General features: G+C 60.4%; 24 protein-coding genes. 7 read left to right on the top strand and 17 right to left on the bottom strand.

All coding sequences use genetic code 11. The annotated features are described in order from the left end of the window. Nucleotides 1-21 precede the first annotated feature (21 nt). Nucleotides 22-684 (top strand): helix-turn-helix domain-containing protein, encoded by a 663-nt coding sequence (locus SIAM614_RS04970; RefSeq protein ID WP_157139683.1) that lies wholly within the window; start codon nt 22-24, stop codon nt 682-684. Here the strand turns inward: SIAM614_RS04970 and SIAM614_RS04965 are convergent. Both SIAM614_RS04965 and SIAM614_RS04960 read right to left on the bottom strand, forming a co-directional pair. Beyond that, nucleotides 636-1,031: a VOC family protein gene (locus SIAM614_RS04965; RefSeq protein ID WP_006932564.1), complete on the bottom strand. Its 396-nt coding sequence runs from the start codon at nt 1,029-1,031 to the stop codon at nt 636-638. The two genes, SIAM614_RS04970 and SIAM614_RS04965, sit on opposite strands and share 49 nt — an antisense overlap. Nucleotides 1,032-1,119: 88 nt before the next feature. Further along, on the bottom strand, nt 1,120-1,728 hold the full coding sequence (locus SIAM614_RS04960; protein WP_006932563.1) for a TetR/AcrR family transcriptional regulator: 609 nt from the start codon (nt 1,726-1,728) through the stop codon (nt 1,120-1,122). A 140-nt stretch (nt 1,729-1,868) separates the two neighbouring features. On the opposite strand from SIAM614_RS04960, the gene SIAM614_RS04955 reads away from it, so the two are divergent. After that, nucleotides 1,869-2,297, top strand: coding sequence for a VOC family protein (locus SIAM614_RS04955; RefSeq protein ID WP_006932562.1), 429 nt, complete (start codon nt 1,869-1,871; stop codon nt 2,295-2,297). A 148-nt stretch (nt 2,298-2,445) separates the two neighbouring features. On the opposite strand, the gene SIAM614_RS04950 is transcribed toward SIAM614_RS04955, so the two are convergent. The 4 genes from SIAM614_RS04950 to SIAM614_RS04935 form a co-directional block, all read right to left on the bottom strand. Next, nucleotides 2,446-2,940 (bottom strand): hypothetical protein, encoded by a 495-nt coding sequence (locus tag SIAM614_RS04950; protein WP_040439372.1) that lies wholly within the window; start codon nt 2,938-2,940, stop codon nt 2,446-2,448. A 169-nt stretch (nt 2,941-3,109) separates the two neighbouring features. After that, a complete protein-coding gene (locus SIAM614_RS04945; RefSeq protein WP_006932554.1) occupies nt 3,110-4,576 on the bottom strand; it encodes a coiled-coil domain-containing protein in 1,467 nt (488 codons plus the stop codon). A 37-nt stretch (nt 4,577-4,613) separates the two neighbouring features. After that, a complete protein-coding gene (locus SIAM614_RS04940) occupies nt 4,614-5,540 on the bottom strand; it encodes a DUF6384 family protein (RefSeq protein ID WP_006932553.1) in 927 nt (308 codons plus the stop codon). Between the two features lie 61 nt (nt 5,541-5,601). Then, nucleotides 5,602-6,807, bottom strand: coding sequence for a hypothetical protein (locus tag SIAM614_RS04935; protein WP_006932551.1), 1,206 nt, complete (start codon nt 6,805-6,807; stop codon nt 5,602-5,604). A gap of 307 nt (nt 6,808-7,114) precedes the next feature. Here SIAM614_RS04935 and SIAM614_RS04930 point away from each other — a divergent pair, with 307 nt between their 5' ends. Then, nucleotides 7,115-9,568, top strand: a complete 2,454-nt coding sequence (locus SIAM614_RS04930; protein ID WP_006932549.1) for a DUF3772 domain-containing protein — start codon at nt 7,115-7,117, stop codon at nt 9,566-9,568. Nucleotides 9,569-9,632: 64 nt separating this feature from the next. Here the strand turns inward: SIAM614_RS04930 and SIAM614_RS04925 are convergent, their stop codons facing one another. The 4 genes from SIAM614_RS04925 to SIAM614_RS04910 all read right to left on the bottom strand — a co-directional run bounded on the left by SIAM614_RS04925 (nt 9,633) and on the right by SIAM614_RS04910 (nt 13,451). Continuing rightward, nucleotides 9,633-10,565, bottom strand: coding sequence for a pseudouridine-5'-phosphate glycosidase (locus tag SIAM614_RS04925; protein ID WP_006932548.1), 933 nt, complete (start codon nt 10,563-10,565; stop codon nt 9,633-9,635). Between the two features lie 108 nt (nt 10,566-10,673). Beyond that, entirely contained in the window at nt 10,674-11,597 is a 924-nt protein-coding gene (locus SIAM614_RS04920; protein WP_208983899.1) for a PfkB family carbohydrate kinase, read from the bottom strand. Between the two features lie 191 nt (nt 11,598-11,788). Beyond that, complete coding sequence (locus SIAM614_RS04915) at nt 11,789-12,592, bottom strand: class I SAM-dependent methyltransferase (RefSeq protein ID WP_081455187.1); 804 nt, start codon at nt 12,590-12,592, stop codon at nt 11,789-11,791. 364 nt (nt 12,593-12,956) lie between these two features. Then, nucleotides 12,957-13,451 (bottom strand): PEGA domain-containing protein, encoded by a 495-nt coding sequence (locus tag SIAM614_RS04910; RefSeq protein ID WP_006932544.1) that lies wholly within the window; start codon nt 13,449-13,451, stop codon nt 12,957-12,959. A 442-nt stretch (nt 13,452-13,893) separates the two neighbouring features. Between SIAM614_RS04910 and recA the strand changes: the two genes are divergently transcribed. Both recA and alaS read left to right on the top strand, forming a co-directional pair. Then, entirely contained in the window at nt 13,894-14,967 is a 1,074-nt protein-coding gene (recA, locus tag SIAM614_RS04905) for a recombinase RecA (RefSeq protein WP_040439300.1), read from the top strand. 354 nt (nt 14,968-15,321) lie between these two features. Continuing rightward, on the top strand, nt 15,322-17,979 hold the full coding sequence (gene alaS, locus SIAM614_RS04900) for an alanine--tRNA ligase (protein ID WP_006932541.1): 2,658 nt from the start codon (nt 15,322-15,324) through the stop codon (nt 17,977-17,979). A gap of 554 nt (nt 17,980-18,533) precedes the next feature. Here alaS and SIAM614_RS33295 read toward each other — a convergent pair. Beyond that, the gene (locus SIAM614_RS33295; RefSeq protein ID WP_006932540.1) at nt 18,534-18,659 is read right to left on the bottom strand and encodes a hypothetical protein; all 126 of its coding nucleotides are present in this window, start codon (nt 18,657-18,659) and stop codon (nt 18,534-18,536) included. A gap of 191 nt (nt 18,660-18,850) precedes the next feature. On the opposite strand from SIAM614_RS33295, the gene SIAM614_RS04895 reads away from it, so the two are divergent. Then, the gene (locus SIAM614_RS04895) at nt 18,851-20,200 is read left to right on the top strand and encodes a cyclic nucleotide-gated ion channel (RefSeq protein ID WP_208983898.1); all 1,350 of its coding nucleotides are present in this window, start codon (nt 18,851-18,853) and stop codon (nt 20,198-20,200) included. Between the two features lie 153 nt (nt 20,201-20,353). Here SIAM614_RS04895 and SIAM614_RS04890 read toward each other — a convergent pair whose 3' ends face one another. The 6 genes from SIAM614_RS04890 to SIAM614_RS04865 all read right to left on the bottom strand — a co-directional run bounded on the left by SIAM614_RS04890 (nt 20,354) and on the right by SIAM614_RS04865 (nt 24,999). After that, complete coding sequence (locus tag SIAM614_RS04890) at nt 20,354-20,791, bottom strand: hypothetical protein (RefSeq protein ID WP_006932538.1); 438 nt, start codon at nt 20,789-20,791, stop codon at nt 20,354-20,356. A gap of 141 nt (nt 20,792-20,932) precedes the next feature. Then, a complete protein-coding gene (locus SIAM614_RS04885) occupies nt 20,933-21,568 on the bottom strand; it encodes a glutathione S-transferase family protein (protein WP_006932536.1) in 636 nt (211 codons plus the stop codon). Next, on the bottom strand, nt 21,565-22,371 hold the full coding sequence (locus tag SIAM614_RS04880; protein WP_006932535.1) for an ABC transporter permease: 807 nt from the start codon (nt 22,369-22,371) through the stop codon (nt 21,565-21,567). The genes SIAM614_RS04885 and SIAM614_RS04880 overlap by 4 nt, the downstream gene beginning before the upstream one ends. After that, nucleotides 22,368-22,988, bottom strand: a complete 621-nt coding sequence (locus tag SIAM614_RS04875) for an ABC transporter ATP-binding protein (RefSeq protein WP_006932534.1) — start codon at nt 22,986-22,988, stop codon at nt 22,368-22,370. Before SIAM614_RS04875 ends, SIAM614_RS04880 begins: the two co-directional genes overlap by 4 nt. A gap of 142 nt (nt 22,989-23,130) precedes the next feature. Continuing rightward, the gene (locus tag SIAM614_RS04870; RefSeq protein ID WP_006932532.1) at nt 23,131-24,348 is read right to left on the bottom strand and encodes an NADP-dependent isocitrate dehydrogenase; all 1,218 of its coding nucleotides are present in this window, start codon (nt 24,346-24,348) and stop codon (nt 23,131-23,133) included. A 210-nt stretch (nt 24,349-24,558) separates the two neighbouring features. Then, a complete protein-coding gene (locus SIAM614_RS04865; RefSeq protein ID WP_050789322.1) occupies nt 24,559-24,999 on the bottom strand; it encodes an Rrf2 family transcriptional regulator in 441 nt (146 codons plus the stop codon). 130 nt (nt 25,000-25,129) lie between these two features. Here SIAM614_RS04865 and SIAM614_RS04860 point away from each other — a divergent pair, with 130 nt between their 5' ends. After that, nucleotides 25,130-26,551 carry an MFS transporter gene (locus tag SIAM614_RS04860; RefSeq protein WP_006932530.1) on the top strand — a complete coding sequence of 474 codons (1,422 nt, stop codon included), beginning with the start codon at nt 25,130-25,132 and terminating at the stop codon, nt 26,549-26,551. Nucleotides 26,552-26,553 lie beyond the last annotated feature (2 nt).

The following is a 26,553-nucleotide window of genomic DNA, read 5'->3' as shown; positions in this document are numbered from 1 at the left end:
CCAGCTGATAAAGATCTCGTCATGAGCGGCACGGACAGATTTGAAAAATGGCATCACCGGAACGACAGGGCGGAAAATGCCCTGATCTTTCCGGATGGCTGCCGCGACGTGCTGGTGGTGCACGAGCCGGGCAAACGGGAAAAGGTTCTGCTGACGGATCTGGATTTTCAGCCGCGCGTATCCGAACTCGCGGAGGGCACGGAGATCACGGGCTTCCGGTTGCGCCCGGGGGCCGTGGTGACCGACGAGGTTCTTCTGGCCGTCGCCCGCGATTGCGCACAGGTGGAAGAACTCCTGGGCAACGCACTTGATGAGGTCAACGATCTGGACGACGTGATCGTTGCCCTGACGCTGCCGATGGCAACCGTCGAGCAGGTGTCGAAGCAGGCGGGCGTTTCGCTGCGCACACTGCAGAGGCGCTTCCGGGAGTATGGGCTGCCGTCGCCGGAGTATTGGCGCCTGCTCGCGCGAGCCCGCAGGGCGGCAGGATTACTGGCCTCCGAGCGGCCTCTTGTGGAGATCGCATCCGCCTGCGGCTTCAGCGACCAGGCCCATATGACGCGTGACCTGAGGCGCTGGTTCGGCGGGTCACCGGCGCAAATACGCCGGGACCCTTATTGCTTGTCGCTATTGACTCAACCGGCACTTGGCAACTGGACCGGTGAGCAGATCTCGACCAGGTAGCCGAAGGGATCGCTCACGTAGGACGTGATCTGCCCCCATGGTTCCTCGCGCGCATCCTGCAACCTGGTTGCACCGGCGGTGACAGCGCGGTCGAGGGAGCCTGCAACGTCATCCGTTTCAAAGGCCAGTTCGAAAACGGGTGACTTCGGATCGGAGGTGCCTGGTGTCTTGCCGAGTTGCTTCATCAGCGACTTGGAGGAAAAGGCGAGTTTTGTCTCTCCGGTTGCCAGTTCGCCATAGTCGCCGGACTCATGCAGGAACAGCCTTTGCAATCCGAAGGCCTTTTCATAGAAGTCTAGCGCGGCGGCGACATTGTCGACATAGAGAATGGTGTATCTGAGGATCACTTGGGTCTCCCGCTTGGGTTGGTTTGTCGCCAGCCTTAGATGATTGTCGTCAGGCCGTCTTGAAGGATCGCGACATCAAAGCCGAGCGTCAGTCAGCAAGGATCCCGGCCAGCAGTTTGCGGGTCGCGGTCTCATAGGCTTTCCTGTCGCCCCCGTTTGCAATGGCCAGTGCAGCGCGGTCGAACGCAGAGGAAAGCAAATCGGCCAACGGCTCCAGAGGAACGTTTTTCAGCGCACCGTGATGTGCCGCGTGACGCAGGCCATCCAGAAGTGTCGCGCCACCGGTTTGCCGGTCGATCTCCGCCATTTCCGCAAGGCCAAGCACGGTTGGCCCTTCCAGCAACATGATCCTTGCCCGGCCGGCAACGGACATGGCCGAGAAATAGGCGCTGGCCCCTGACATGAAGGCATCGAGCGGTGTCTGGGCGGTGTTCGTCCGGCTGTTGATCTCTGCCGCGATTGCTTCAGATTCCTGGTGAACCAGCGCCCGCATCAGGTCTGCCTTGTCAGCGAAGTGATGGTAAAGGGCGCCGCGGGTGACGTCGGCGGCCTTGACGATCTCCGGCGTTCCGGTTTCCGCGTAGCCTTTTTCAACGATCAGCGCCCGAGCCGCATCCAGCAGGGCCTTTCGCGTTTCCGCACGCCGTTCCGCCTGGGTGCGCCGCTCCCCTGTCTTCTCCCGGCTTTTATCTTGCATACATGCAGCCTGTATGTTAATTGAAAATTACATACAGACTGTATGTCTTTTTGCTGCAGATGAAAAGCCTCGGGAACCGCCGGAGGCCGGAGAGAGCCGGCATTTTTCACCCGGCGTTGGCGACGAACAGGAGAGAAACGATGAAATGCACCCAGTATTATCCCGTCCTCATGACCGACAAGGTCGCCGAGACGGTCCGGTTCTATCGTGACAATTTTCGGTTCAAGGCGATGTTTGAAGCCGACTGGTATGTGCATCTGCAGTCGGAGGAAGACGAAAGCGTCAACCTTGCGATCCTGGACCAAACCCACGAGACCATACCGGAAGCCGGCCGCGGCCGTGGAGTGGGCGGACTTCTGCTCAATTTCGAGGTCGAGGATGTGGATGCGGTTTATGAGGCAGCGCAGGAAAACGGGCTGCCTGTCTTGCAGGCTTTACGGGACGAAGCTTTCGGCCAGCGCCATTTCATCACCTGCGATCCGAACGGAGTGTTGATCGACGTGATCAAGCCGATCCCGCCCAGCGAAGAGTTTCTGAAGCAGTTCGCCGCTGAAGCTGTGCCTGTGTGACAGGTTCAGCAGTCATGCCGGCGAAATGCCTCCGGAGTGGGGGAAGTCTCCCGCTGCTGTGATCCGCTGCGGTACAAGCCGGCACGAAAGAGGCGTGGCAGGAGATCCGGCCACGCCTCATTCATTTTCAAGACTGACGGCCTGTCCGTCAGGACGACAGAGGCGGACAGGAACTGCCCTGTTCCGCGCGCGATTTCAGGCCTTGAAGGCTCTGCATCGTGTTCGGATTGCCCGGCAGGACGAAGCTTTGCTCAAGTGCCGTGCGGACGTTGTTGATCACGGCCAGATCCTGGACAGCCAGCGTCTGGCAGGGTGTGCCGGTGAAGCGGACGCGGATGCGGATCACGCGCTGGCCGTTGTCGGACGGTCCGAATTCAGAATCGAGCGCCGGGTTCGGGCCGGTCATCGGCCGTTCCAGAACCACCATGTTGGGCTGGTCCTGCAGCACGACGGTGCCGCGTTCCTGGGCGCTGGAGACCAGGGCCGATCGCACGCTTGCAGGATCGGCTGCGATCTTCACCGATTGCGCGCCGGCCGGCACCTCCAGCCTCGGCTGATCGGGCTGAGATGGGCGTTGAGAGGAGCCAGACTGGCAGGCGGCAACAGCAAGGGCGCAAAAAGCGGATAAAACGATACGTCGCATGGGCAGTCCCAAGGTTAAAATGGTCATAATTGGTGCCGGTCTAGAACACGTCTTCATAAAGTACAAGAAAACTGCATGTGACCGCCGCCCTGTTCTGGCAGTAAACTGACATAACACTCCTAACGAAGCCTTGTGGCCGCATGGCGGCGGAGGTTTTCCTCGTTTGAGGTCAGAATGTATCGCCTGTCTTGAATCCGCCGCCACCAAAACTACCACCGCTTTTAAACCCGCCGCCGCCAAAGCTACCCCTGTTGCCGGAGCCTTTGCCCGAACTGCCGCCGAACCCACCCCCAAAACCTCCCATGGACTTGGGAAGGCCTGAACCGTTCGGGAACGCAACCTGACGTCCCTTCGGTTTGCGGCGTTTGTGCGCACGTTCCGCGCGCGCCCAGTATTCGGCACCTGTGATCGCACCCTTGACCAGTTCGCCCAGAAGGACGGTGGTCAGCTTCTCATCAGAGAACGTCGACTCCCAGCTGCCATAGCCACTGGATCGGAAACGCTTGATGACGTCAGCTAGTTCCCCCCTGCGCCTACCAATATCGCGCTGCAGTTCCCGATCCTGTCGGATCTCACGGGTGACCTGCTCTACGCGCTCCCTCAAATCCTCGATCCGCTGGACGATTTTTTCGTCTTCGGGCGAGGGGGTGTCGAGCGCGGAGCGCCAAAGGTCGTTGAGATCGTCCGCCTGCAGGGAGACGGAAAGATGCTCCTCTGCCTTCTGAAAGTCGGCGTCTTCGCCGCTCGAGAATTCTGCAAGAGCGGAGGAAAGCGTTTCGATGCGCCGGTCCAGATTGTCGAGTTCGTTGTCGATACGATCGATGTCCGCGCTGAGCGTTTCGATGGTGCCGACGAGGTCCGTTCCGGCCGCATCCGTCATGGCGTTGCGGCTGAATTCGGCGAGCTTGTCCTGTTCTTCCAGCGCAATTTCCGCACAGCGCTCCGCATGGCGGGCCATCCGTTCCGGGATGCTGGTCAGCATGGCAAAGTTGGCACGCGCGTCGTTGAAGCCGACGAGGCCGGCGACCCATCGGTCAAGCGAGCGTACGAGGCCACGGTGCGCATAGGCGGGTGTTCCGAAACCGCGCTGCCACAGATACATGAACAAGGGATCGGCCTTATAGGCCTTGCCCTTTTCCTGACGGTCCTTTTCGGATGTTGCCGCCTTGGTGGCAGCAGCCTCGGCCGTGGCAATGGCCGCTTCCGTCCTGTCGCGCTGCGCCTGGTAAGCGGTGTCGCCTTCCAGGCGGCCGTCGACGGCCTCCATCAACTCGTCCATCTGGTTTTCGGCCGCATCGCGTGCAGTGTCCAGCTCAACCCGTTTCTTCTGCAACTGGCTGCGGTCGCTTTCACACTGGCGAAGCTGTTCGGTCAGAACCTTGTAATCGGCGGTTCGCTTGTCCAGGAGTTTGCGGGCTTCCCGCGCCGCGCTGTCGAGGCGCGTGTTCAATGCGCCGGCACTGTCGGTATCAAGTCGGAAGCGGGCAAGGTCGCGGTAGGCTTCGCTCTGGCGTTCCTGCAGGTCCGTCAGAGCTCTTGTCGACCGCTCGATCCGCTTGCTCAGTTCGGCTTCTTCCCGGCGCAAGTCGGCGAGCGACTGCTCGATCGTACCAAGGGTCTGGCGTCCCGTCAGCATGCCGGTACCTCCCGGTGAGGCGGTGCAATCCTAACAGCTACCATTTTGTAATTGCTCCGTCCTGAACGCCGCTGCGCCATTTGATATCCAGCTCTCCGCGCCGCTTTTGGCCCAGCACACCTTTCTGCACGATGCCGTCTTCCATCTTGTCCCGGCGAACGGCGTTATAGATGGTTTCCGATACGCGCTGGCCCCATTTGTCGACCAGTTCGGCCTCGCTGCTTTCCTCCGACACGATCTTGCGGTCCAGGATCTTGCCGTCCGGGTCCACGGCCTCCACCACGATGTAGTAGTTTTCGGTGTCCGGATTGGATTCTGGAATGCGGGAAACGCCTGTCGGCACGCCCTCGCGGGAGATGATCCGAACTTCGAACACTTCCTGCAAACGCCCTACCAGATCGCGCAGGTCGGCTTCTGCCTTGAAGGCTGCCTCGTTGTTGCCGTCCGACAGGGCAAGGTTGCCATCAGTGGCCAGACGCTCGGCGGTGGCTTCGATGTCGGTGTTTTCTGTCAGGGTGTCGATACGCCCGACCAATTCGGAATAGGTTGCCGGAAGTGCCTGGAGCCTTGCCAGCAAATCGGCTTCCGCGCGCTGCGCGGGCAATTTGACGATGAAGTACCACGCAGCGATGCAGACGATGACGACGGCAAACGCAGCCGCCAGCCATTTCGACCAGGTGCCGCGCGAAATATAGATCATCGCCAGGGTTCGCTGGAAACCGGCGGCGGGCGGCGAATAGACAAAGCGATCGCGCTTCAGATCCTCTACGCCGGCTTTCAGGATATGGTCCGGAACATCGATGCCCTGCGAGGCATAGACCTGCCGCAGCCGCTCCACCATGGCCGCATCGCGTTCATCGCTTTTCAGCTCGCGGGCCACCTGTCCCTCTTCATGACGCAGCGTGTCGACCACGTCCATCGCCATCATCAGATCGTCGAGAGGGGCGTCGGAATTGCTTGCCATGAATGCATGTCTTCTTGAAAGGGGCGGGCCGGAGGGGCCGGCCTGCCGGATTATCGTCAGATCAAAGGGTCTTGCCCTGGGCGGTCAGCTTGGCAAGCCGCCGCTTGCCGTCTTCCACGGCTGTGCGGATTTCCTCGGAGTTCTTCGTCGACATCTCGCGCATTTCGTCGATGATCTCGCGCGACTGGACCTGGAAGTTGACAACGGAGTCGACCAGTTTCTTCACCGAAGCTGCGGCGACGGTTGGGCCGTATCCCGCCTCGAGCGCCTTCTTCTGAACTTCGTCGCCGATGTCCGCAAGCGTTTCCAGGCTCTTGTTGATGCCCTCCTTCATGGCATTCAGCGTTTCCGTGCTTTCATGCAGGCCCTGCAGGCCGGTGAAGGAGGCGTTGAGCGCTGTCAGAACGGATTCATTGGTGGAGAAGAAGCTGACCGACTGGGCGTAGACACGTTCCTTGGCATTGGTGGTCTGCACCAGACGCGCCATGATCACTTCGGAGGTGTTGTAGCCGATGGTCAGGTTGTCGGAGAGGTCCTTGGCGATCTGGTAGCGCTTTTCCTCGTCCTGCATCTCACGCAGTTTTTCGTCACGCGCCAGTTCCAGGCGCGCCTTTTGCGCCGGATCGTCGCCGGTGTAGGCTTCGACGTCGCCAGATGCACTCTCAAGTGCGGATTTTGCGGCGTCCAGTTTTCCGGTCGCAATGTTCAGGAGTTCAAGCGCGGTCACTTCCGCCTGCTTCAGGGCGCCCCGGAAGTCCCGATAGGCTTCCAGGATGGTCTGTTCCCGCTCGATCTGGTCTTTCGTTGCCTTGGCGACATCCTTGTAGGTGCCGCGGATATCGTCGAAACGGTCGGATATCGTCCCGCGGCGGAAATCGCGCCACTTGTTGGACAGGTTCTCGGTGAAGGAGATCTTGCCATCGGCCAACTGGTCGACCAGGGCCTTGGCGTCGTCCCGGATGGAATTGAAGGCGTCGGTGATCTGCTCGTAGCGTTCACCGATATCCATCTGCTGAACCTGCGAACGGACAACCTCGTTGAAGTTGGAGGCCTGCGCCAGCGTGCGGGTGATGATCAGCACCTTGTCGGGGGAAAGGTCCGTGATCTGCTCCAGCAGGGCGTTGATCGGGGCGTCCTGCTCGCTTTCCGGCGTGATGCCGATGTCGCGGAGTGTCGACAGCGCACGATCGAGATACTGAAGCGGGGTAAAACTTCCCGCCGGAGCCGTTTCAGTCTGCGGGGTTCCAGGGGCTGCCGCGTCTGTCATGTCTGACCTCCTTCAAGGACGCGGCCCGGTTTATGGTCTGTTGCCGCAACGTCCTGTTATCGTCATAATTTTGCATGTTAGGGCAGGCTTACGCCGCTCTGTCAACGGCTTGCCATGCATTTCAGGCCAAAGCCGGGCAGCCTGCAAAAAGCCGCCATACCCTTTGCTTAGGCCGGTTATGCGACAAATGTGTTTCCATGGTGCAAGATCTGCCGAAATTCGCGCATAAGCTTATGGCAGTGAGTCGACAGGCAAGTGTCTGTCGCCGTCCTGCAGTCCCGTCCGTAGCAAGTTCGTTGGCGCCTTTATGAAATTTCTCAAGAGCATTCTTCTGATCGCCGTTTTTGCCGCTGTCGTTGCAGGTGGCCTGTCTCCGGATACCCCAAGAGCCCAGACAGCGGATACGGTGGTGGCGCAGAGCGATGCCGGCAACGCAGAAACCACGCGGCGGTCTGATGTCGATGATCTTTTCAGGCGCGCAGCCACCGCGCTCGAGGGTGGGAGTGTTTCGCCAAGAACGCTTGATCAGCTCCGCTCTCAACTGGTTACCGTGCGGGATGCGAATTCGGAGATCATTTCGCGCGGCAGCATTCGCGCCAGCGCGCTTGCAGCGCAGCTCAACAGTCTCGGCCCGCCGCCGGCCGAGGGGCAGGAGGAAGCCGACGTCGTCGCTGCGCGACGCAAGGAGCTCACCAATGAGCTAGCTATCGCGAATGCGCCTGTCCGCCGGGCGTCGGAAATCCACGATGAGGCGGTGTTCTTCATTCGGGAGGTGGACAAGCAACTGCGGTCACGGCAGTTGGACAAGCTGTTCGACAGGTATCCATCGCCGCTGGCGCCTTCGACCTGGTCGACCGGGTTTCAGGAAATCGGTCAGTTCTTCAGGCGGTTCGAACGGGACGTGCAAAACGAGCTGGCGCGCCCCAGCGTGTCGAAGAAACTTGACGAAACGCTGCCGCTCGCGCTTGCCTTGACGCTGTTCGGCATCCTGTTTCTGACCGTCCTGCAACAGCCCATTTCCCGCGCTCTGAAACGCTATTGCGAAAAGCCGGCAACCGGCGTCAAGGCCTTGCTGCTGGCGTTGCTCTACAACGCCAGTTTCATCGTGCTGCCGACAATTGGGGCCGCGTCGCTGATTTCGGTGTTCCCGGTTCTGGACATCTATCCGAATTCGGTTCGCACGGCGGTGATCGCGATACCCGTCATGGCGCTGGTGGTTATCATCGCCAACTGGCTGGGGCACACGCTGTTTGCGCCGGGACAGAGCCGCTGGCGCCTGCTCGACCTGGGTGACAGGGAAGCAAAGATCGGATTGCGCCTCTGTCAGGGGCTCGGCGTCTTCGTGGCGCTGGAAGTGGCTGTCGAGGCCTTTGAGCTGGACAATGCCTTTGGCCTGTCCGCCATTTCGATCCTGTCGGCGTCGCCCATCGCCGTTGCCGCGGTCATGCTGTGGGCTCTGGCCGGTATCATCCGCTACAGCGATGCTGCCGAAAGGGAGGTGCCGGAAAGCGAACAAACGGCGGAACAACCCGAGGAAGGCTCGGTAAAGCCGCAAGAGTCGGGCTTTCTGCTGTTTTTGTCTCTGCTGATGAAGGCTTCTGCCGTTCTGGCCGTCTGCGTGACCCTGCTCGGGTACGTGCAGCTTGCCCGGGTGGCCATCCTGCCGGTGATCATGACCGTTGCCCAGCTCGGCTTCGGGTTCATGCTCTACCATCTTGTGCTGGTCATCGTGAAAGCGGCGCTCGGCAAGCGGGATGACGAGCATGTCCCCATCCTGGTTGCCTTCAGCCTGATCTGTGTGCTGACGATGATCTTCACCCCATTGATTGCGATGACATGGGGAGCGCGTGCCACGGATATCATCGAAGCCTGGATCTTGCTGACAAACGGCGTGCAACTGGGCGACATTCACCTGTCGCTCGATTCCCTGATTGTGCTCGTCACCATTTTCGGCATTGGCGTTGTGGTGACGCGCTGGCTGCAGAACCTTCTCAAAGGCACCGTTCTGCCACAGACGCGCATGGATAGCGGCGCGCAGAATGCCCTGGTTACGGGGACTGGTTATGTCGGGCTTACGCTGGCGGTGCTGATCGCGGTGTCGACGGCCGGGCTGAACCTCTCCAGCCTTGCGGTTGTCGCCGGTGCGTTGTCGGTCGGTATCGGTTTTGGTCTGCAGACCATCGTCTCCAACTTCGTCTCCGGGATCATTCTCCTGATCGAGCGGCCGATCAAGGAAGGGGACTGGATCGAAGTGTCCGGACAATCCGGCTATGTGCGCAAGATCTCCGTCCGCTCGACACGCATCGAAACCTTCGACCGTCATGACGTGATCGTGCCGAATTCGGATCTGATCGCCGGAACGGTCAAGAACATGACTCTGACGAACAAGTCAGGACGTCTCATCCTGCCGGTGGGCGTTGCCTATGGAAGCGATCTGGAGAAGGTGAAGTTGATCCTGTTCGATGCGGCGCGGGCACACAACACGATCGCACGCTATCCGACACCGCAGGTTCTGTTCATGGGGCTGGGTGACAGCTCGCTGAACTTCGAACTGCGGTGCTTCCTGAAAGACATCGGCAACGTGATGACGACCAAGTCGGACCTCTATTTCACGGTCTATAACGAACTTGGCAAAGCGGGTGTCGAGATTCCGTTCCCGCAGCGCGACCTGCATATCAAGGATTTCGACCAGTTGGCCGAGGCGCTGGAGCGCCGGCAGGCGGTTCCGGCCTCTCAACCGGCAGTGGACAAGCCGTCCTGACGCGTGGTCCGGGCTCCTGGTTGGTCGTAACCGAAAGCCCGGAGGTCTTTTTGCTCAATCCGTCCTAGACGAGTTCCGCGGCAATGCGGGCTGCCAGGCGGGCGTTGTTGCGCACCAGGGCAATGTTGGTGTCGAGGCTGCGGCCGCCGGTCAGCTCCAGGATCGCGCCAAGCACGAACGGGGTCACCTCCTTGCCGCGAATGCCCTTGGCTGCGGCATCCGCAATGGCGGCATCGATGTAGCCGGTCATTTCATCCCGCGGGATCTGGGCGGCTTCCGGCACCGGATTGGCGATCAGAACACCGCCGTGGTCCGGGAAGCGGGACCGCATTTTCAAAAGCGTGCCGATTTCGGCAGCCGAATTCAGCGAGTAGGGGGCCTTGAGGCCGCTGGCCCGTGACCAGAACGCCGGCAGTTCTTCCGTGCCGAAAGCAATGACCGGCACACCCTTGGTCTCCAGAACTTCCAGCGTTTTGGGAATGTCGAGCAGCGCCTTGGCGCCAGCGGACACCACGCAGACCGGCGTGCGACCAAGCTCGTCGAGGTCAGCAGAAATGTCGAAGCTTTCTTCAGCGCCCTTGTGAACGCCGCCGATGCCGCCGGTGGCGAACACCTTCAGGCCGGCTGCATGGGCCGCCATCATGGTGGCGGCAACGGTGGTTGCACCGTAGCGCCCGGTGGCAAGGGCGAATGTCAGGTCGGCACGCGAACACTTCATAACGTCTCTGGCCTGCGCCAGACGGTCGAGATCCGCGTCGGAAAGGCCGACCATGATCTTGCCGTCCATCAGAGCGATCGTGGCCGGAACAGCGCCTTCCGCACGGATATCGGCCTCCACGTCACGGGCCGTCTCGACGTTCTTCGGGAACGGCATGCCATGGGTGATGATGGTTGATTCCAGCGCAACGACCGGCTTGCCGTTCGCAAGAGCCTCGCGCACTTCATCGCTGTAAACGATCAGATCCTTGATGGCGGAGGGCGGTGTCGGGGTGGTCACGGCGTGTGCCTTTCTGTTTCTTCGTCCGGCAGCTATCGGCCGGGTCAATTCTGCAGGTCTTATAGGCGCAAGGCGAGACTGCGCCAAGATTGGAATTTGTCCATATGGTCAAAAGTCGGCGAGGGCATCCCACGTAAGCTCATCGGCGAGCGCGCCCGTGCAGCGCAAGGTCAGGGCGGCTGCCGAAAGGCCAAAGGGGAGGGCTTCTGTCAGCCCATACCCTTTTGAAAGCGCTGCGACCGTGCCCGCTGTCAAGGCGTCGCCCGCGCCGGTGACGTCGACAATTTGTGTCTTAAGCGGAGCAAAGCGGTGGAGCTTTCCCCCTTCCAGCACAAGCACGTCCGCGGCGGCGCTGGTCAGGACAAAACTCTTGAGGCCGGTCTGCATCAGGGCTGCGGCAAGGTCTTCGGAAGATGCCTCGCGGGAAAGACCGGTGAGCGTCGCCGCTTCGCCGCGGTTCAGCATCAGGCAGTCCAGTTCGTCAAGGACACCACGCAGCCGAATGGCCTTGGCATCCGAAACGGCATTGGCAATGAGACGGCCGGGCCGGGCAAGGCCTGCCAGCCGGGCCAGCATGGCAGCAGGGAGGTTGGCATCCAGAAACCAGATCGTCTCCTCCGACGCACCTGCCGCAAGCTGCTCAACGATGGCATCAAACAGGTCTTCCGGGGCTTCGGACAGCACACTATCATCGACGCAGGCGGCGGCAAGATCGCCCGCCGGATTATGCAGCGCAAGGTATTGGCCCGTCGCGAAACCTGGCCGGGCCAGGACATGGAGAACAAGACCTTCCTGGTGAAGCTGGCGAGAGAGCATGTCGGCGGGACCATCGTCCCCGACCGTCCCCACCAGATGCGTTCTCACATCAAGGCGCACAAGCGCGCGGGCAATATTCGTGGCAACGCCGCCCGGCTTTGCACTCAGTCTCGACGGCGTCGATGTTTCCGGGCGGATCGGCTCGCTGGCATGAGCGATCGTGTCGTAATGGATCGCACCGATTGCGATGACGGAAGAAGAATGGGGTGAAGTCACGTTCAGGACTGTCTCATAAAGGGCCGGCATCAGAACCCAAGGCTCGGTCCGCCGGTCGCAGGCAACCGTTGAAAGCGCGGGCTAGCAGATTAAGCGGGGGGCGGCAACGGGAAGCGCGCAGGCATCGCTAAGAAGCATCCGTTGATAACATGAAACGACGGATCAGCAGCCAAGAGGAACGCTTTTCACAGTCATCGTGCTTTTGTGCCGACGACAAGGCCATTTCGGCGCGTCGTTATGAACCTGCCTTGCGAGCTGTCGCTTTCCTCGCGGATCAGCTTTGCAAGATGCCTCTGTTGAGCCTCGGGCGCGGTAATGCCTGGTGGACAGGATAACAGGAACATCACCGCATCGTCTGGATCGGTGCACGTCATAGTGTCGGTAAGATCAAATCGCCGTACATCGTCGAAGAGTTCCCCCACAACTTGCTCGGCATCATCAAGCGAGAACATTGCGGCTCCTGGATCAACGGGCCTGCCTCCAAATGCCTTGACGCCGATTGAATGCAGTTCGCACATGTTCTCCAGAGCATTTGTGCTTACGAACACCTGCCCGCCCGGGCGCAAGACACGTTTCGCTTCACGCAACGCGGTTCGAGGATCTTCCACGTGATACAGGACGTGCAAAAGAAGCACCGCGTCAAAGGTCTCATCTGGGTGCGGCAGGTCGATTGCGTCTGCCACCTTTGCGTTGACGACCTCAATCTTTTCCACCGTTGCCAGGTTCGCCAAGACCTCCTCGATCATGCCGGGAGAGGAGTCTATGAGAGAAAGACGAAGTTCGTTCGGCAGACGGTCTGCCTGAAAACGCCAAATCCAGCCAGGACCACACCCGACGTCCAAAACTTCCATTGCTGTCTGTAAATTCAAATGCTCAATCAGCCAGCCAAACCAACTGACATTTGCATATTTTGCCTGAAAAGAGCCACGTGCCGCTAGATGGCGGGGCGTCGCGTAGTGGCTTTGCACTTCTTCTTTTCGAGACGTGTCTTTCATAAGAAGAAGCTACGCCAATTATGGGTCTTAATCCATAAAGAGCTCTGCGCAGGAACTTGAACTGCAATTGTTTCGGGGGGGACGGTTGTTCTCGAACCGAACCATTGGTCGCATCGCGACTGCGGCAACAAAGTTGGCGCTCATCTGCAATGCCATCCTGCCCCGGACAGGTTCTGCAGTTCCAGGCAAGGCGCGTCGCCAGAGCCTAACCGACTGCAGCGGCTAGATTGGAAGATAAGGTCGATGCCTTTCACAAGATTTTTGTTTTGGGGTACTCGGCTTATGTCCCTCATCGGGTCGCATTTTTTAGAGGCCCAAGATCTCGCGATCTGGAGATCCCAGGCCTCCAGGTTGTCTCGGCTATTTAGACCCCACCCGACTTCCGCATCACTGCCTCTTCCTGGGCACGCTGTTTGGCGGCGATCTTTTCCTTGATCTCGGAGAGATCACCCTTGGGGGTTTTCGGGTTCCTGGGATTGTTCGGCACCAACTCAACGAGGACCGGATTGGGCGAATGGTCGAGCGTGGCTCCCGAAACGCTGTCGACGCCAACACCGATAACGCCGCCGATCAGTACGTTGCCTGCCATGCCGGCGACGCCACCGGGCGCAACCTTGGTGTTCACCTGGACGGTCTGCGTCTTGTAGCCTTCCTTGGAAACCGTAACGGTGAATTCCTGTTTGCGGGACACCTGGAGCGAGCAGGGGGACGTGTTGCAGGTCAAGCCGATGGACGTGGCGATCTGCGCACCTTCCGGGGAGGCATAGACCTTCACGGTCTCATTGGTGCCGCGTGTCGCGGTGGCGCAAGCCGACAAGCCAAGCGCAAGCGCAAGGCACAACAGTTTGTTTGTTTTCATGTAAATAGCTTCCCAGCCTATTGGATCGAATGAGGCGTAGACCTAGCCGAACCGGAATTTCTTGCAAAACTGTTTTTCGATGTCCGGTTGAAAGATGTGCTCATTGCTACCCAATATTCACATTTGGATTCCGGCAAGGCCAAGCTGGTTGGCGTCCGAAAGGACCGGACCAAGGGGCTCGCCCGGCTGGCGGCAATAGCCGATTCCTACACCAGGGATGCGGGAGATCACTGATTCTATCTCAATGTGGAAACGTGGAATAACCCGACGCCTTGTTTACGTAGGGTAATATATAATTGTTCTGGTGGAGAACATATTGGAAACAAACGGTCATTTTCATTTAAATACCAATCGGTTTTGTCGACTTGCCAAATGAGAACAAAATATGTACAAAGGCTCTCATTGAAACGACGCGTCCATCGTGGAATAAGGAGCGTAAGCCATGTCGCAAAGTACACTTCGTCTCGTAGAAAGCAGCCAGATGGATAAGACAAAAGCGCTGGACGCAGCGCTCAGCCAAATCGAACGCGCCTTCGGCAAAGGTTCCATCATGAAGATGGGCCAGGGCCAGGTGGTTGAGGTGCAAGCCGTCTCGACCGGGTCTCTCGGACTTGATATCGCGCTCGGGATCGGCGGTCTGCCGCGCGGGCGTATCGTCGAGATCTACGGTCCGGAATCTTCGGGTAAGACGACGCTTGCCCTGCATGCGGTTTCCGAAGCCCAGAAGACCGGTGGGATCTGCGCCTTTATCGATGCGGAGCATGCCCTGGATCCGATCTATGCGCGCAAGCTTGGCGTTGATATCGACAATCTTCTGATTTCCCAGCCGGACGCCGGTGAGCAGGCGCTGGAAATCGCCGACACGCTGGTGCGATCCGGTGCCATTGATGTTCTGGTCATCGACTCGGTCGCCGCGCTGACGCCGAAGGCCGAACTTGAAGGCGAGATGGGCGACAGCCTGCCGGGCATGCAGGCCCGCCTGATGAGCCAGGCCCTTCGCAAACTGACCGCTTCGATCTCCAAGTCGAAGTGCATGGTGATCTTCATCAACCAGATCCGCATGAAGATCGGCGTGATGTTCGGCTCTCCGGAAACCACGACAGGCGGCAACGCGCTGAAATTCTATGCGTCCGTCCGTCTGGATATCCGCCGCATCGGCGCGATCAAGGACCGGGACGAAGTCGTCGGCAACCAGACCCGTGTGAAAGTCGTCAAGAACAAGCTGGCGCCTCCCTTCCGTCAGGTAGAATTCGACATTGTCTATGGTGAGGGCGTGTCCAAGACCGGCGAGCTGATCGACCTTGGTGTCAAAGGCAACATCGTTGAAAAGTCGGGCGCCTGGTTCTCCTACAACAGCCAGCGTCTTGGCCAGGGCCGGGAAAACGCCAAGCAGTTTCTGAAGGACAATCCGGAAATTGCCGATGAAATCGAACTGGCAATCCGCCAGAACGCCGGTCTGATCGCCGAGGCGATCATCGATCCGGACGCGGGAGTGGAAGAAGAAGCAGAGGATTGATCCTCAGCTTCCGCTCGCCGTTCGCATGAGCTCCGGACGTTTGTCCGGTCTTCCAAGGGCCTCCTTCCGTATATCGGAAGGGGGCCTTTTGCTGTTCGGAGCCATGACCGGAGCGAAATTCGAAAATGCTGGGCGGCGCACTGACAGGTGGCCGTGGGCGTCGCTGCAGCGTGCTATGCGGAATTCGCCTTTATCGGGGCCGGTTTCCGTTGGGGCGGGCCCTTGCAACCGCTGGACAGGGTTGGAGGTCAAAGTTAAAAGGCTGTTCCGGCGCGGATCGGTGAGCCAGATCCCGCGCACCCAAGATTTTCAACAGGCCCTCATTTGCGGGGCTGTGACCGATGCGAGATCCGAATGACCGGCGTAAATGAAATCCGCTCTGCCTTTCTGGACTATTTCAAGACAAACGGCCACGAAGTGGTCGAGTCCGGACCGCTGGTGCCGCGCAACGATCCGACCCTGATGTTCGCGAACGCAGGCATGAACCAGTTCAAGAACGTGTTTACCGGCCTGGAAAAGCGCGACTATTCCCGTGCGGTCACGGCACAGAAGTGTGTGCGCGCCGGTGGCAAGCACAACGACCTGGACAACGTCGGTTACACCGCACGCCATCACACCTTCTTCGAAATGCTCGGCAATTTTTCGTTCGGGGACTATTTCAAGGATCGGGCGATCGAGCTGGCCTGGAACCTCGTCACCAAGGAATTCGGCCTGCCGAAGGAGAAGCTCCTGGTGACGGTCTTTGCTGAAGACGATCAGGCTTTTGATCTGTGGAAGAAGATCGCCGGTCTCAGCGAAGACCGGATCATCCGTATTCCGACGTCGGACAATTTCTGGTCCATGGGCGATACCGGCCCGTGCGGCCCCTGTTCTGAAATCTTCTACGACCATGGCGATCATATCTGGGGCGGCCCTCCGGGCTCCCCGGAAGAAGACGGCGACCGGTTCATCGAGATCTGGAACCTCGTCTTCATGCAGTACGAACAGACGCCGGAAAAGCGTCTCGACCTGCCGCGTCCGTCCATCGACACCGGCATGGGGATCGAGCGTATCGCCGCTGTCATGCAGGGCGTTCACAACAACTACGACATCGACCTCTTCAAGGCGCTGATCGCGGCGTCGGTCAACGCCACGGGTGTTGAAGCGGAGGGCGACGCCACCGGCAGCCACCGCGTGATTGCCGACCACTTGCGGTCGACGAGCTTCCTGATCGCCGACGGGGTGCTGCCGTCGAACGAGGGCCGTGGTTATGTGTTGCGCCGGATCATGCGCCGCGGCATGCGTCACGCCCACCTTCTGGGCGCGAGCGAACCGCTGATGCACAAGCTGGTTCCGGCGCTGGTGCGCGAGATGGGCCGTGCCTATCCGGAACTGAGCCGCGCCGAAGACCTGATCACCGAAACGCTGAAGCTGGAAGAAACACGCTTCCGCAAGACCCTGGAGCGCGGGCTCGGCTTGCTCGACACGGCAACCGAAGGCCTTGAGGCCGGCGGCCGTCTTGACGGGGAAACCGCGTTCAAGCTTTACGACACCTACGGCTTCCCGCTGGACCTGACCCAGGATGCGCTCAGAACTCGCGACATCTCCGTTGATACGGATGGGTTCAATGCGGCGATGGAGCGCCAGAAAGCCGAAGCCCGGGCGGCGTGGTCCGGATCGGGCAGCGCTGCGACGGAAGCTGTCTGGTTCGCGCTGAAGGAAAAACACGGTGCGACGGACTTCCTCGGCTATGAAACCGAGACGGCTGAAGGGGTTGTTGCCGGTCTTGCTGCCGACGACAAGGAAGTCGACAAGCTGTCCGCCGGTGAAAGCGGGTTCGTGGTTCTGAACCAGACGCCGTTTTACGGCGAAAGCGGCGGTCAGGTCGGCGATACCGGCTGGATGCTGGCGAGCGGCGTCAAGGCGGCCGTGACCAACACTCAGAAGAAGGCCGATGGCCTCTTCGTGCATTCCGTCACCGTGGAGGAAGGCGAGCTGGTTCCGGGCCTCGCGCTGGAGCTGAAGGTCGACCATTCCCGCCGCAAGGCGATCCGCTCCAACCATTCGGCCACCCACCTGGTGCATGAGGCATTGCGCGAAGTGCTCGGCAATCACGTCGCGCAGAAGGGCTCTCTGGTGACGCCGGAGCGCCTGCGTTTCGACTTCTCGCATCCCAAGCCTGTGAGCGATGAGGAACTGGCGACCGTAGAAAGCTTCGCCAATGAGATCGTGTTGCAGAACGCTCCGGTCGACACGCGCCTGATGGCCGTGGACGATGCCATCGAAGCCGGTGCCATGGCTCTCTTCGGCGAGAAATATGGCGAGGAAGTCCGCGTGGTTTCCATGGGAACGGCTCTCCATGGTCCGAAGCAGGGCAAGCCCTATTCGCTGGAACTGTGCGGCGGTACCCATGTAAAGCGGACCGGCGACATCGGCCTGGTGACACTGGTTTCGGAAGGCGCGGTTGCGGCGGGTGTCCGCCGGATCGAGGCGCTGACCGGTTCAGAAGCCCGCGAATACCTGGATGCGCAGGACAAGCGCATGCGTGAGCTGGCCAGCCTGCTGAAGATCAGCGCCGACGATGTTCCGGCCCGCGTGGCGCAACTGGTTGAAGACCGCAAGAAGCTGGAGCGCGAACTGGCGGACGCCAAGAAAAAGCTCGCCATGGGCGGCGGAGCGGACGGCGGTACGCCGGTGAAGGAAGCCGGGTCGTTCAAGCTGATGGCCCGCGTCGTTGAGGGCATCAACCCGAAAGACCTGAAGGGCATGGCTGACGAGGCCAAAACCCAGCTCGGGTCCGGCGTGGTTGTTCTGATCAGCGTTGCCGAAGACGACAAGGCCGCCATCGTGACGGCCGTTACGCAGGATCTGACCGACAAGGTCAGCGCCGTGGATCTGGTGCGGATCGGCTCGGAAGCTCTGGGTGGTCGCGGTGGCGGCGGACGGCCCGACATGGCGCAGGCCGGTGGACCGGACGGTGCCAAGGCCGCGCAAGCCGTTGCCGTGATCGAGGCGCACCTGGCAGGGCTCTGATTGGTCCTTCCGGCGATGAAGATTGAAAAAGGGCGGCTCCATTGGGGCCGCCTTTTTTCCCAGCCTTCGCTAATCTTCTTTGACGACTGATCGCAAGCCTAGCCCTCACTTGTCATCCCGGACGCAGCGAAGCGGAGATCCGGGATCGGGGAGCCCGCGAGCTTTGGCTGTTATTACGTGACAACCGAAAAACCTGTGGCTCCCCGGTCCCGGCTCGCGCTGCGCTTGGCCGGGAAGACGACGGATAGGGTGGAGTGGGCTGCTGCGCAGAGTGGTTCAACAGAGGGCACTGTGGCTCGTTACTTGGTCTCGCGATTTCCTGGCCAACCAAATTGACGCAGGACCCCCGTTGGTCATCCCGGACGCATCGACGCGGAGATCCGGGATCGGGGAGCCCGCGAGCTTTGGCTGTTATTACATGATAACCGAAAGACCTGTGGCTCCCCGGTCCCGGCTCGCGCTTTCGCTTGGCCGGGTGACGATGGAGAGGTTGGGTTGGAGCGGCTTAGCCGAGCGGGTTCATCAACGCCAACCTTAAGCGTTAGCCAGTCGGGTCAGTTCACCACAGCGGTAATCGCCAGTGCGACGGCTGCGAAGAATGTTGAGACCAGCAACATTTTCAGGACGATGTGGTGCGGTGTGGTTACTGCGGCGCGTGCCTTGTCGGTGTCTATGGTCATGGCATCCTCCTTTGGTGCGGTTGGCTATCCTTGAAGATGGGGCCTGCGGCAAATTAACCCAATCACGATGCTCTCACCCCTATGCACAGCTTCGTGCGACAGGAGAGGGGCTGTCGGTGCGGAAAGGTTTGTCGTAGCCTGTCTTTCCGCTATTCATGAAAATGCGAGCAAAGACAGAAACGGGGGGCTTGGTGTCCGGCCACGAATTCAAACGAGCGCTCTATGAGCTGCTTGAGGACACAGGCAAACGGCGCATCGGCGCGCGCGTGCTGCGGAACTTCCTGATCGTCCTCATCCTGATCAACATCGCGCTTGCAGTGCTGGAAACCGTGCCGGAAATCCGCGACATCCTGAGCACGCATCTGCGCCTCATTCAGTTCGTGAGCGGCTTTGTCTTTCTGGCAGAATATATTCTGCGTCTTTACGTGGCCGATCTTCACCCGCCGCTGCGCCGTTACGGGCCGGTGTTTTCCAGGCTGCGCTATGCGATCCAGCCGGACGCGATCATCGATCTGATCGGCGCCTTGCCGCTGTTGTTCGTGGTGTTCCTGCCCAATCAGGCGGTCACGATGGTCGTCATCCTGAGGCTGCTGCGCTTCCTGAAGCTCGCCCGTTATTCACCGGCGTTGCGTTCGTTGATTTCCGCTGTCGGCAACGAGCGCAGGGCGCTGCTCGGGTCGAGCATGATCATCTCCGGGGTCATCCTTATGGCTGCCACCTTGATGTATCTGATCGAGCATGACGACCAGCCGGAAAAGTTCCGAAGCATTCTGCACGGAATCTATTGGGCGATTACCACGGTGACGACCGTCGGCTATGGCGATGTCGTTCCGGTCACCAATCTTGGCAAGATGGTTGGGGGCATCGTCATGCTGATGGGCTATGGGCTCATTGCCTTGCCGGTCGGCATCATTGCCTCAGCCTTCGCCCGCGAGATCCATAGCCGGGATTTTGTCGTTACCTGGTCCATGGTGGCCCGGGTGCCGCTGTTTGAAGACCTGAAGGCAACTGAGATTGCCGAAGTATCGAAGCTGCTGCAGTCGCTCCGGGTGCGCAAGGGCGGCACGATAGCCGACAAGGGCGACGTTGCCGACAAGATGTATTTCATCGCCGATGGTGAGGTGGAAATTCGCCTGCAGCACGACACGGTTTATCTGGGTGAGGGCAGCTTCTTCGGCGAACTGGCCTTGATCAACCAGACGCCGAGAACCGCGAAGGTGGTTGCCTACAAGGACTGTCAGCTCCTGGTTCTGGAAGCCGAAGCCCTGAAACACCTGATGGACAGGGACGAGGGGCTGGCCAAGAAGATCATGGACGAAGCGCGCGACCGTGTGGCCGCCGGCAAGCGTGTGCTGGGTGAGCTGGCGGAAGAGGAATTGCAGCAGGCGGGCGTCTTTGCCTCGTCGGAGCAAAGCGACCAGGAGCCGGAACTCTTTGAAGAGGAGAGCTGCTCTCCGGAAGACGACGGCGCGGAAGAAACCGGCAGCGAAGAGGACCGCCCGGAAGACGCCACTCCTTCACCGAAGGAACCGGCCCGCTAGGTGCTGCCCCATAAATGAAGATGAAATGGGTTCAACTCGTGTCGTCAGCTTGCTTGACCGGGCAGAACGCCCGCTCCGCGCACACTTCCCAACGCGGTTTCGCCATTTCTAACGCCATTGCGTCTTCCTTCATTGGGCCACGCCCCAGGCCGGTCAGTAGGGTGTCAGGCCGCGGGGCACCTGCGCATAGAGCGGATCGCCCTGCCAGAAGACATCCGTCGGGCCGACGACGAAGTCCACCAGGTTCCACCGGTTGAACTGGTAGCGCAGCAGCGCAAAGGTGACGAGACCGTCCATATATTCCGCCTGCGAGGCGAAGGTCGTGCGGGAAAGGTCAATGACGCCGCCTCCCGGACGTTGCGGCGAAACCTGCACGAAGGCCCATCCGTGGCCCGAGCGCATCCAGTTAACCACGAATTCGACCGGCGGACCGACCCTTGCTTCTATCATCGGACGCACCGCGTCGAGGATCTCCTTGCGTTCTCCGGTGCCGCGCGCGGGCTCATGGACGGTTTGTGCCGATGCCGCCAGACCGGCCCACAGCAGCAGGAGGGTGCTCAAGAAAACAATTACAAGCTTCTGAAACTTCATCAAAAAATCCCCTTCTTCAGAAAATGATTCAATGTGCCTCGCCATGGGAGTGGGGGCTGTGGGCAAGGCGGCAAGTGTCGAGATTATCACGGATGTCCTGGTCTTGCCCTGCGCTCTGGCGCAGCACCTGGTGCGCGGAAGCTAGTGGCCTGCCGGGGCGCTTTGCTTGAAGCTGTTGCGGTCCCTGAACGTCTGCAGCCAGGCGGATAGCCTCGGTGCCGAGCGCAGCAGGAGCGCGCCTTCATCGGCCTTTTCGAACAGGGCCAGCATCGGGGCGGCATGGCAGTCGGTCAGTGTGAGCTGGTCTCCCAACAGAAAAGGGCCATCGGCGGCGATCGCCTCCAGTGCGCCAATGATCGTTCGGGCCGGGCCGAGTGCCGAGGCAATCTTGACTTCATCGGCCGGCGCCCCTTCGCGTGTCTTTGACACCCGTTCCACGTAGATGTCCCAGACCAGGGTCTTGTAGGCATAATTGTCGAGAATGGAGAGAAACTGGGTCATCCGCGCCCGTGCTCGAGGCGCGGAGGGCTGGAGTGGTGGTCCGTCGAAGGCTTCATCGACATAGCGCAGGATGGCCGCTGTCTCGTAAAGGGTGAAGTCGTCATGCGTCAGCGCCGGGATCTTGCCGAAAGGCTGCAGCTCGAGATAGCTTGCCGGCGGCCCGCCGGAGGCAAATGCGTCGATCGGGCGAAGCTCATGGGCAACGCCCTTTTCGAGGAGCGCCAGCCGGGCGGAGCGCACATAAACCGAATAATCGGCGCCATAGAGTTCGATCATCGTGAACCTCCGTTCAAACGGTCAAGACGCAGTCTGTGGCGGGTGTCGGACACACGCCAGAGGCTGCCGAAGGTTGCGCCAAGGACACCGAGCCCTGTTGCGCCCCCCAGAAGAAACATGATCATGAGCTGGTATTTAACCGCTTCGCGCGGATCGACACCGGACAGGATCTGGCCAGTCATCATGCCGGGCAGAGACACGACACCCGTGGCGGCCATGGCGTTGATGATGGGTGTGAACCCGGCCCGCAGCGCCTGCCGGGTGAAAGGGCGGGTTGCTTCCCAGCGGGTGCGCCCCAGCAGCAGCTGGGCTTCCACTTCGCGGCGGCCACGGGCAAGTGCGGTGTGGAGCGTGTCGAGGCCAAGGCTGACCCCGGTCATCGTGTTGCCGAGCACCATGCCGAAAAGCGGCAGCGCATATTGCGGCATCCAGACCGGATCGGGCCTGATGAGGCCTGCAAGGGCATAGACCGTGACCAGTGTGCCGGCGACCAGCATGGCAGCGGCGCCAAGGCCAGGACCCCAGAGGCCCGACAGCCGCCGGTCCTGACGGGCCCAGATTTCACGCCCGGCAAAGGCCAGCATCACGGCCGCGGCCAGCAGCGTCCAGAGCAGGGACCCGGCAAGGAAAATCGCCTTCAGAACAAGCCCCACCAGGATCAACTGCACGCTCATGCGCACGGCCGAGACGATGAGCGTACGGGTGAGGCCGAGATCCAGCACGATGGAAAACACGGCATTCAGAAGCAGGAATACCGAGGCGGCGACAAGGTCCCAGTAGGTGAGGGCGAGATAGCCGGTCACGCGGCAGGCTCCTGACAAGAGGTCGCTGTCAAGCAGCCTTTGTCCATGACGAAGCGCCGTGCACCGAGGCGGCCCGGCTGATCCGGGTCGTGACTGACGATCAGAAGGGCGCGCTTGGCCGCAAGCTGCTGTTTCAGCAGCGCCTCGACCAGCGCCTCGACCAGCGTCACGGAAGGCGGATCCAGTGCGGAAGTGGGTTCATCCAGAAGCAGAACCTGCGGTTCAGCCTGGAGCGCGCGCACGAGGGCAAGGCGTTGGCGCTCGCCGGTGGAAAGCCGGGCAACTTCCCACGAGCGCGCATCGGCAAGGCCAACCTGTTGCAGCAGACTGGAAAGGTCTGCGGTTTCGGTAAAATGATCCAGGACGCGGTCAGCCCACCAGCCGCTTTCGGCAGGCACGTAAGCCACCTTGCGGCGCCACTCGGGAGCTGGCATGGCTTCCCGCTCGGTACCATCCAGCGCAACATGGCCGGTGCTTTCATCGAGATCGGCAATTGCTCTGAGAAACAGGGATTTGCCAGCGCCGGAGGGGCCTGAAACCGCAACGGCTTCACCCGCATGCAAGGCAAGGTCTATGGGGCCGATCAGAGGTGTCTTCAATTCGCGGATCGTCAGCACCCGTCCTCTCCTCTGGCGGCCAACCAGGCAAGCCTAGCGCGGGCAGGGGAGAGGGACAATCGCCAGCTTGCCTTTGGCCCTTAAAGCAAAACACCGCGGACACAGCCGCGGTGTTGGTGCTTCAGCCTTTGAAGGCAGATCTTCAGCTCGCAGCCATGGCTTTGGCAAGGTTCTCGTCGATCTTGTCCAGGAAGCCGGTGGTGGTGAGCCAGGCCTGATCCGGACCGACGAGCAGGGCGAGGTCTTTCGTCATGTGGCCGGATTCCACCGTGTCGATGCAGACCTTTTCCAGCGTTTGGGCAAAACGGGCAAGCTCCTGGTTGTCGTCAAGCTTGGCCCTGTGTGCGAGACCGCGGGTCCAGGCGAAGATCGAAGCAATGGAGTTGGTCGAGGTGCTCTCGCCCTTCTGGAGCTGGCGATAGTGGCGCGTGACCGTGCCGTGGGCGGCTTCCGCTTCCACCGTCTTGCCGTCCGGGGTCATCAGCACGGAGGTCATCAGGCCGAGCGAGCCGAAGCCCTGGGCGACGGTGTCGGACTGGACATCGCCGTCGTAGTTCTTGCAGGCCCAGACGTAACCGCCCGACCATTTCAGAGCGGAGGCGACCATGTCGTCGATCAGCCGGTGTTCGTACCAGATGCCGGCTTCCGCATACTGGTCCTTGAATTCGGCTTCGTAGATCTCCTGGAACAGGTCCTTGAAGCGGCCGTCATAGGCTTTCAGGATCGTGTTCTTGGTGGAGAGGTAACAGGGCACTTTTCTGTTGAGCGCGTAGTTCAGCGATGCCCGGGCAAAATCGCGGATCGAGTCGTCGAGGTTATACATCGCCATGGCAACGCCTGCGGACGGCGCGTCATAGACCTCGTGCTCGATCACCTGGCCATCTTCACCGGTGAAGGTGATGGTCAGCTTGCCCTTGCCGGGGAAACGGAAGTCGGTGGCGCGGTACTGGTCGCCAAAGGCATGGCGGCCGACGATGATCGGCTGGGTCCAGCCCGGCACCAGGCGCGGCACGTTCTGCATGATGATCGGTTCGCGGAAGATCACGCCGCCGAGGATGTTGCGGATCGTGCCGTTGGGCGAGCGGTACATGCGCTTCAGGCCGAATTCCTCAACCCGGGCTTCATCCGGCGTGATGGTGGCGCATTTGACGCCGACGCCGTGTTCCTTGATGGCGTTGGCTGCATCGACCGTGATCTGGTCGTCGGTCTCGTCGCGTTTCTGGATCGACAGATCGAAGTAGAGCAGGTCGATGTCGAGATAGGGGTGGATCAGCTTGTCCTTGATAAAGGCCCAGATGATCCGGGTCATCTCATCGCCGTCGAGCTCGACGACCGGATTGTCGACTTTGATCTTTGCCATGATGCGCATTGCCTCGCGGGTCTAGAAGAAGGGAGGGCGAAACGGAAATCTAACCGATTTGAGTTGTATCGGATTTCTATTGTGTGCGCTTGTATACAATGCTGCGCTGCGAGGCAAGGGGGCTCTTCGGTTTGCTCCAGACAATGCCCTGAAGTTCGCCTCCAAGGAATAACTTGCAGCTTGCCCAAGGGTTGCGCCCAAATTTCAGGTTTACAGCTTTTCCTGATGCTGCCGGATTTCCTGTGCATGCGGGCGGACAAGATCGGCCACCGTCACTTGTCCGAGCTTTTCCTGAAACGTCTCCCGTGCTGCCTCAAGGGCTGCCGAGGTTGCCCGGTTGGCTGCCTGTTCCAGGAGGCAGGTGGGAGCATCGGCGGACTTGCCGACGGCAAAGAGCTGTGGTGAGCCGAGCGCGGCATAGACCTCGGCCAGCGAGATGCTGTCCAGGTTCTTGGCCAGCACCCAGCCGCCGCCATGCCCCTTGGTGGCCCCGACAAAACCGGCTTCCCGCAACCCTGCCATGGTGCGCCGGACGAGGGATGGGTTGGTGTTGAGCATCTTCCCGATCTGGTCGGACGTCACCGGGTCTTGTGTCTGGTCCAGATGCAGGAGCACGTGAAGCACACGTGGCAATCGGCTGTCGGTTCGCATTGAAGTCTCCGTTTCGAAAACCTTATGCCGGATTCGGTTACGTGACAATTCAAGGTACATGAGATTGACGAATCTGAATATGTAACTTTATAAGTAACAAAATCAGTTTACGCGTTTCCAGGAGTTCTGAATGTCCCTTTTGTTTGTCGGCGCAGTCGGGGAAAGGCGCAATCGCTGGGCGGCACTCGCCGCGCTCTATCTTGCCATGTTCATGAATGTTCTCGATGTCTCGGTGGTCAATCTGGCGCTGCCCTCCATCCGTCAGGGGCTCGGTGCCTCGGATACCCAGCTCGAATGGGTGCTGGTGGTGTATGTGCTGGCCTTTGCCGCCGGATTGCTGCCTTTCGGCCGATTTGGAGATGTTGCGGGCAGGGGGAGGATGTTCCGCTGGGGTGTGGCCGGATTTACTGCCAGTTCGCTGGCGTGCGGACTGGCGCCCGACATCACCTTCCTGATTGCCAGCCGGGCGCTGCAGGGGCTCTGCGCGGCGATGATGGTGCCACAGGTGCTTGCCATCGTTCATGTGATCTTTCCTGTAGAGGAAAAGGGCAAGGCCATTGGCCTGTTCGGCTCCGTCAGTGCGCTTGGGGCCGTCGCGGGGCCGCTGGTGGGCGGGGTGATCGTGGCAGCTGATGTCTTCGGGCTGGGCTGGCGGCCGATCTTCCTGATCAATCTGCCCGTGGGGCTGATCTCCCTGGCGGGTGCTCTTCGCTTTCTGCCGCATATCGAAAACGAGAGCCGGGTGATGCCGGACTGGTCCGGAACGTTTCTTTTCACCCTCGCAGTGCTGGCGCTGGTGTTTCCTCTCGTTGAAGGCAGGCAGTTCGGCTGGCCTGCCTGGTGCTTTGTGCTGATGGGACTGAGCGTCGTTCTGGGTGTGTTGTTCTACCGGCTGCAGCAGCGCAGGGCGCTTCTCGGCAAGGCGCAGCTTCTGCCGGTGCTGTTGACGCGGGACTGTGTGTTTGTTGCCGGGGTCGCATTTGTCGCGCTGTTCTTTTCCGGCCTTGCCGGACTGTTCTTCATGATGGCGCTCTTCCTGCAGGCTGGCCTTGGGTTGTCGCCGATGATTGCCGGGCTCATCCTGGCGCCGCACCCGGTCGGTGTGATGCTTACTTCCACGCTGACAGGCCGTTTTGGAACCCGCTTTCAGGCGGCGCGGGTCTGCCTTGCCATGCTGGCGGTTTTCTGCGCATTGCTTGCAGCTCGGCTGCTGGTTGCCGATCGAATGAGCGCAAGCCTGCTGGCGCTGCCGTTCCTGATTGTCGGACTTGGAACAGGAACGGCGATCCCGGCCTTGTTCCAGCTCGTGCTGTCTCGGGTCTCCGGGCCGGATGCTGGTGCGGGGTCCGGCGTGCTCCAGGCCTTCCAGCAGATCGGCATGGCGCTTGGCATCGCTGTGCAAGGCCAGATCTTCTTTCATGGTCTGGTGGCTGGAAGCAGTGAGGCCTTCTACCGGGAGGCCGCGGCTGCAACGCTGCTCTATCCGGCTGGTGCGTGTTTTGCGCTCACTGTGCTTGCTGCTGGTCTTGCGTACAAGTTCCGCAGCAGGTGAGC

The organism is Roseibium aggregatum IAM 12614 (assembly GCF_000168975.1).
GTDB lineage: Bacteria > Pseudomonadota > Alphaproteobacteria > Rhizobiales > Stappiaceae > Roseibium > Roseibium aggregatum.
This window is presented reverse-complemented; position numbering and strand designations above follow the sequence as displayed.

Coding starts and splice junctions, on each gene's coding strand:
- recA (WP_040439300.1), top strand. CDS start 13,894: ATGTCGCAAAGTACACTTCGTCTCGTAGAAAGCAGCCAGATGGATAAG.
- SIAM614_RS04865 (WP_050789322.1), bottom strand. CDS start 24,999: ATGCGAACCGACAGCCGATTGCCACGTGTGCTTCACGTGCTCCTGCAT.
- SIAM614_RS04915 (WP_081455187.1), bottom strand. CDS start 12,592: ATGAAAGACACGTCTCGAAAAGAAGAAGTGCAAAGCCACTACGCGACG.
- SIAM614_RS33295 (WP_006932540.1), bottom strand. CDS start 18,659: ATGACCATAGACACCGACAAGGCACGCGCCGCAGTAACCACACCGCAC.
- SIAM614_RS04935 (WP_006932551.1), bottom strand. CDS start 6,807: ATGACAGACGCGGCAGCCCCTGGAACCCCGCAGACTGAAACGGCTCCG.
- alaS (WP_006932541.1), top strand. CDS start 15,322: ATGACCGGCGTAAATGAAATCCGCTCTGCCTTTCTGGACTATTTCAAG.
- SIAM614_RS04945 (WP_006932554.1), bottom strand. CDS start 4,576: ATGCTGACGGGACGCCAGACCCTTGGTACGATCGAGCAGTCGCTCGCC.
- SIAM614_RS04950 (WP_040439372.1), bottom strand. CDS start 2,940: ATGCGACGTATCGTTTTATCCGCTTTTTGCGCCCTTGCTGTTGCCGCC.
- SIAM614_RS04970 (WP_157139683.1), top strand. CDS start 22: ATGAGCGGCACGGACAGATTTGAAAAATGGCATCACCGGAACGACAGG.
- SIAM614_RS04960 (WP_006932563.1), bottom strand. CDS start 1,728: ATGCAAGATAAAAGCCGGGAGAAGACAGGGGAGCGGCGCACCCAGGCG.
- SIAM614_RS04930 (WP_006932549.1), top strand. CDS start 7,115: ATGAAATTTCTCAAGAGCATTCTTCTGATCGCCGTTTTTGCCGCTGTC.
- SIAM614_RS04940 (WP_006932553.1), bottom strand. CDS start 5,540: ATGGCAAGCAATTCCGACGCCCCTCTCGACGATCTGATGATGGCGATG.
- SIAM614_RS04910 (WP_006932544.1), bottom strand. CDS start 13,451: ATGAAAACAAACAAACTGTTGTGCCTTGCGCTTGCGCTTGGCTTGTCG.
- SIAM614_RS04955 (WP_006932562.1), top strand. CDS start 1,869: ATGAAATGCACCCAGTATTATCCCGTCCTCATGACCGACAAGGTCGCC.
- SIAM614_RS04870 (WP_006932532.1), bottom strand. CDS start 24,348: ATGGCAAAGATCAAAGTCGACAATCCGGTCGTCGAGCTCGACGGCGAT.
- SIAM614_RS04885 (WP_006932536.1), bottom strand. CDS start 21,568: ATGATCGAACTCTATGGCGCCGATTATTCGGTTTATGTGCGCTCCGCC.
- SIAM614_RS04860 (WP_006932530.1), top strand. CDS start 25,130: ATGTCCCTTTTGTTTGTCGGCGCAGTCGGGGAAAGGCGCAATCGCTGG.
- SIAM614_RS04890 (WP_006932538.1), bottom strand. CDS start 20,791: ATGAAGTTTCAGAAGCTTGTAATTGTTTTCTTGAGCACCCTCCTGCTG.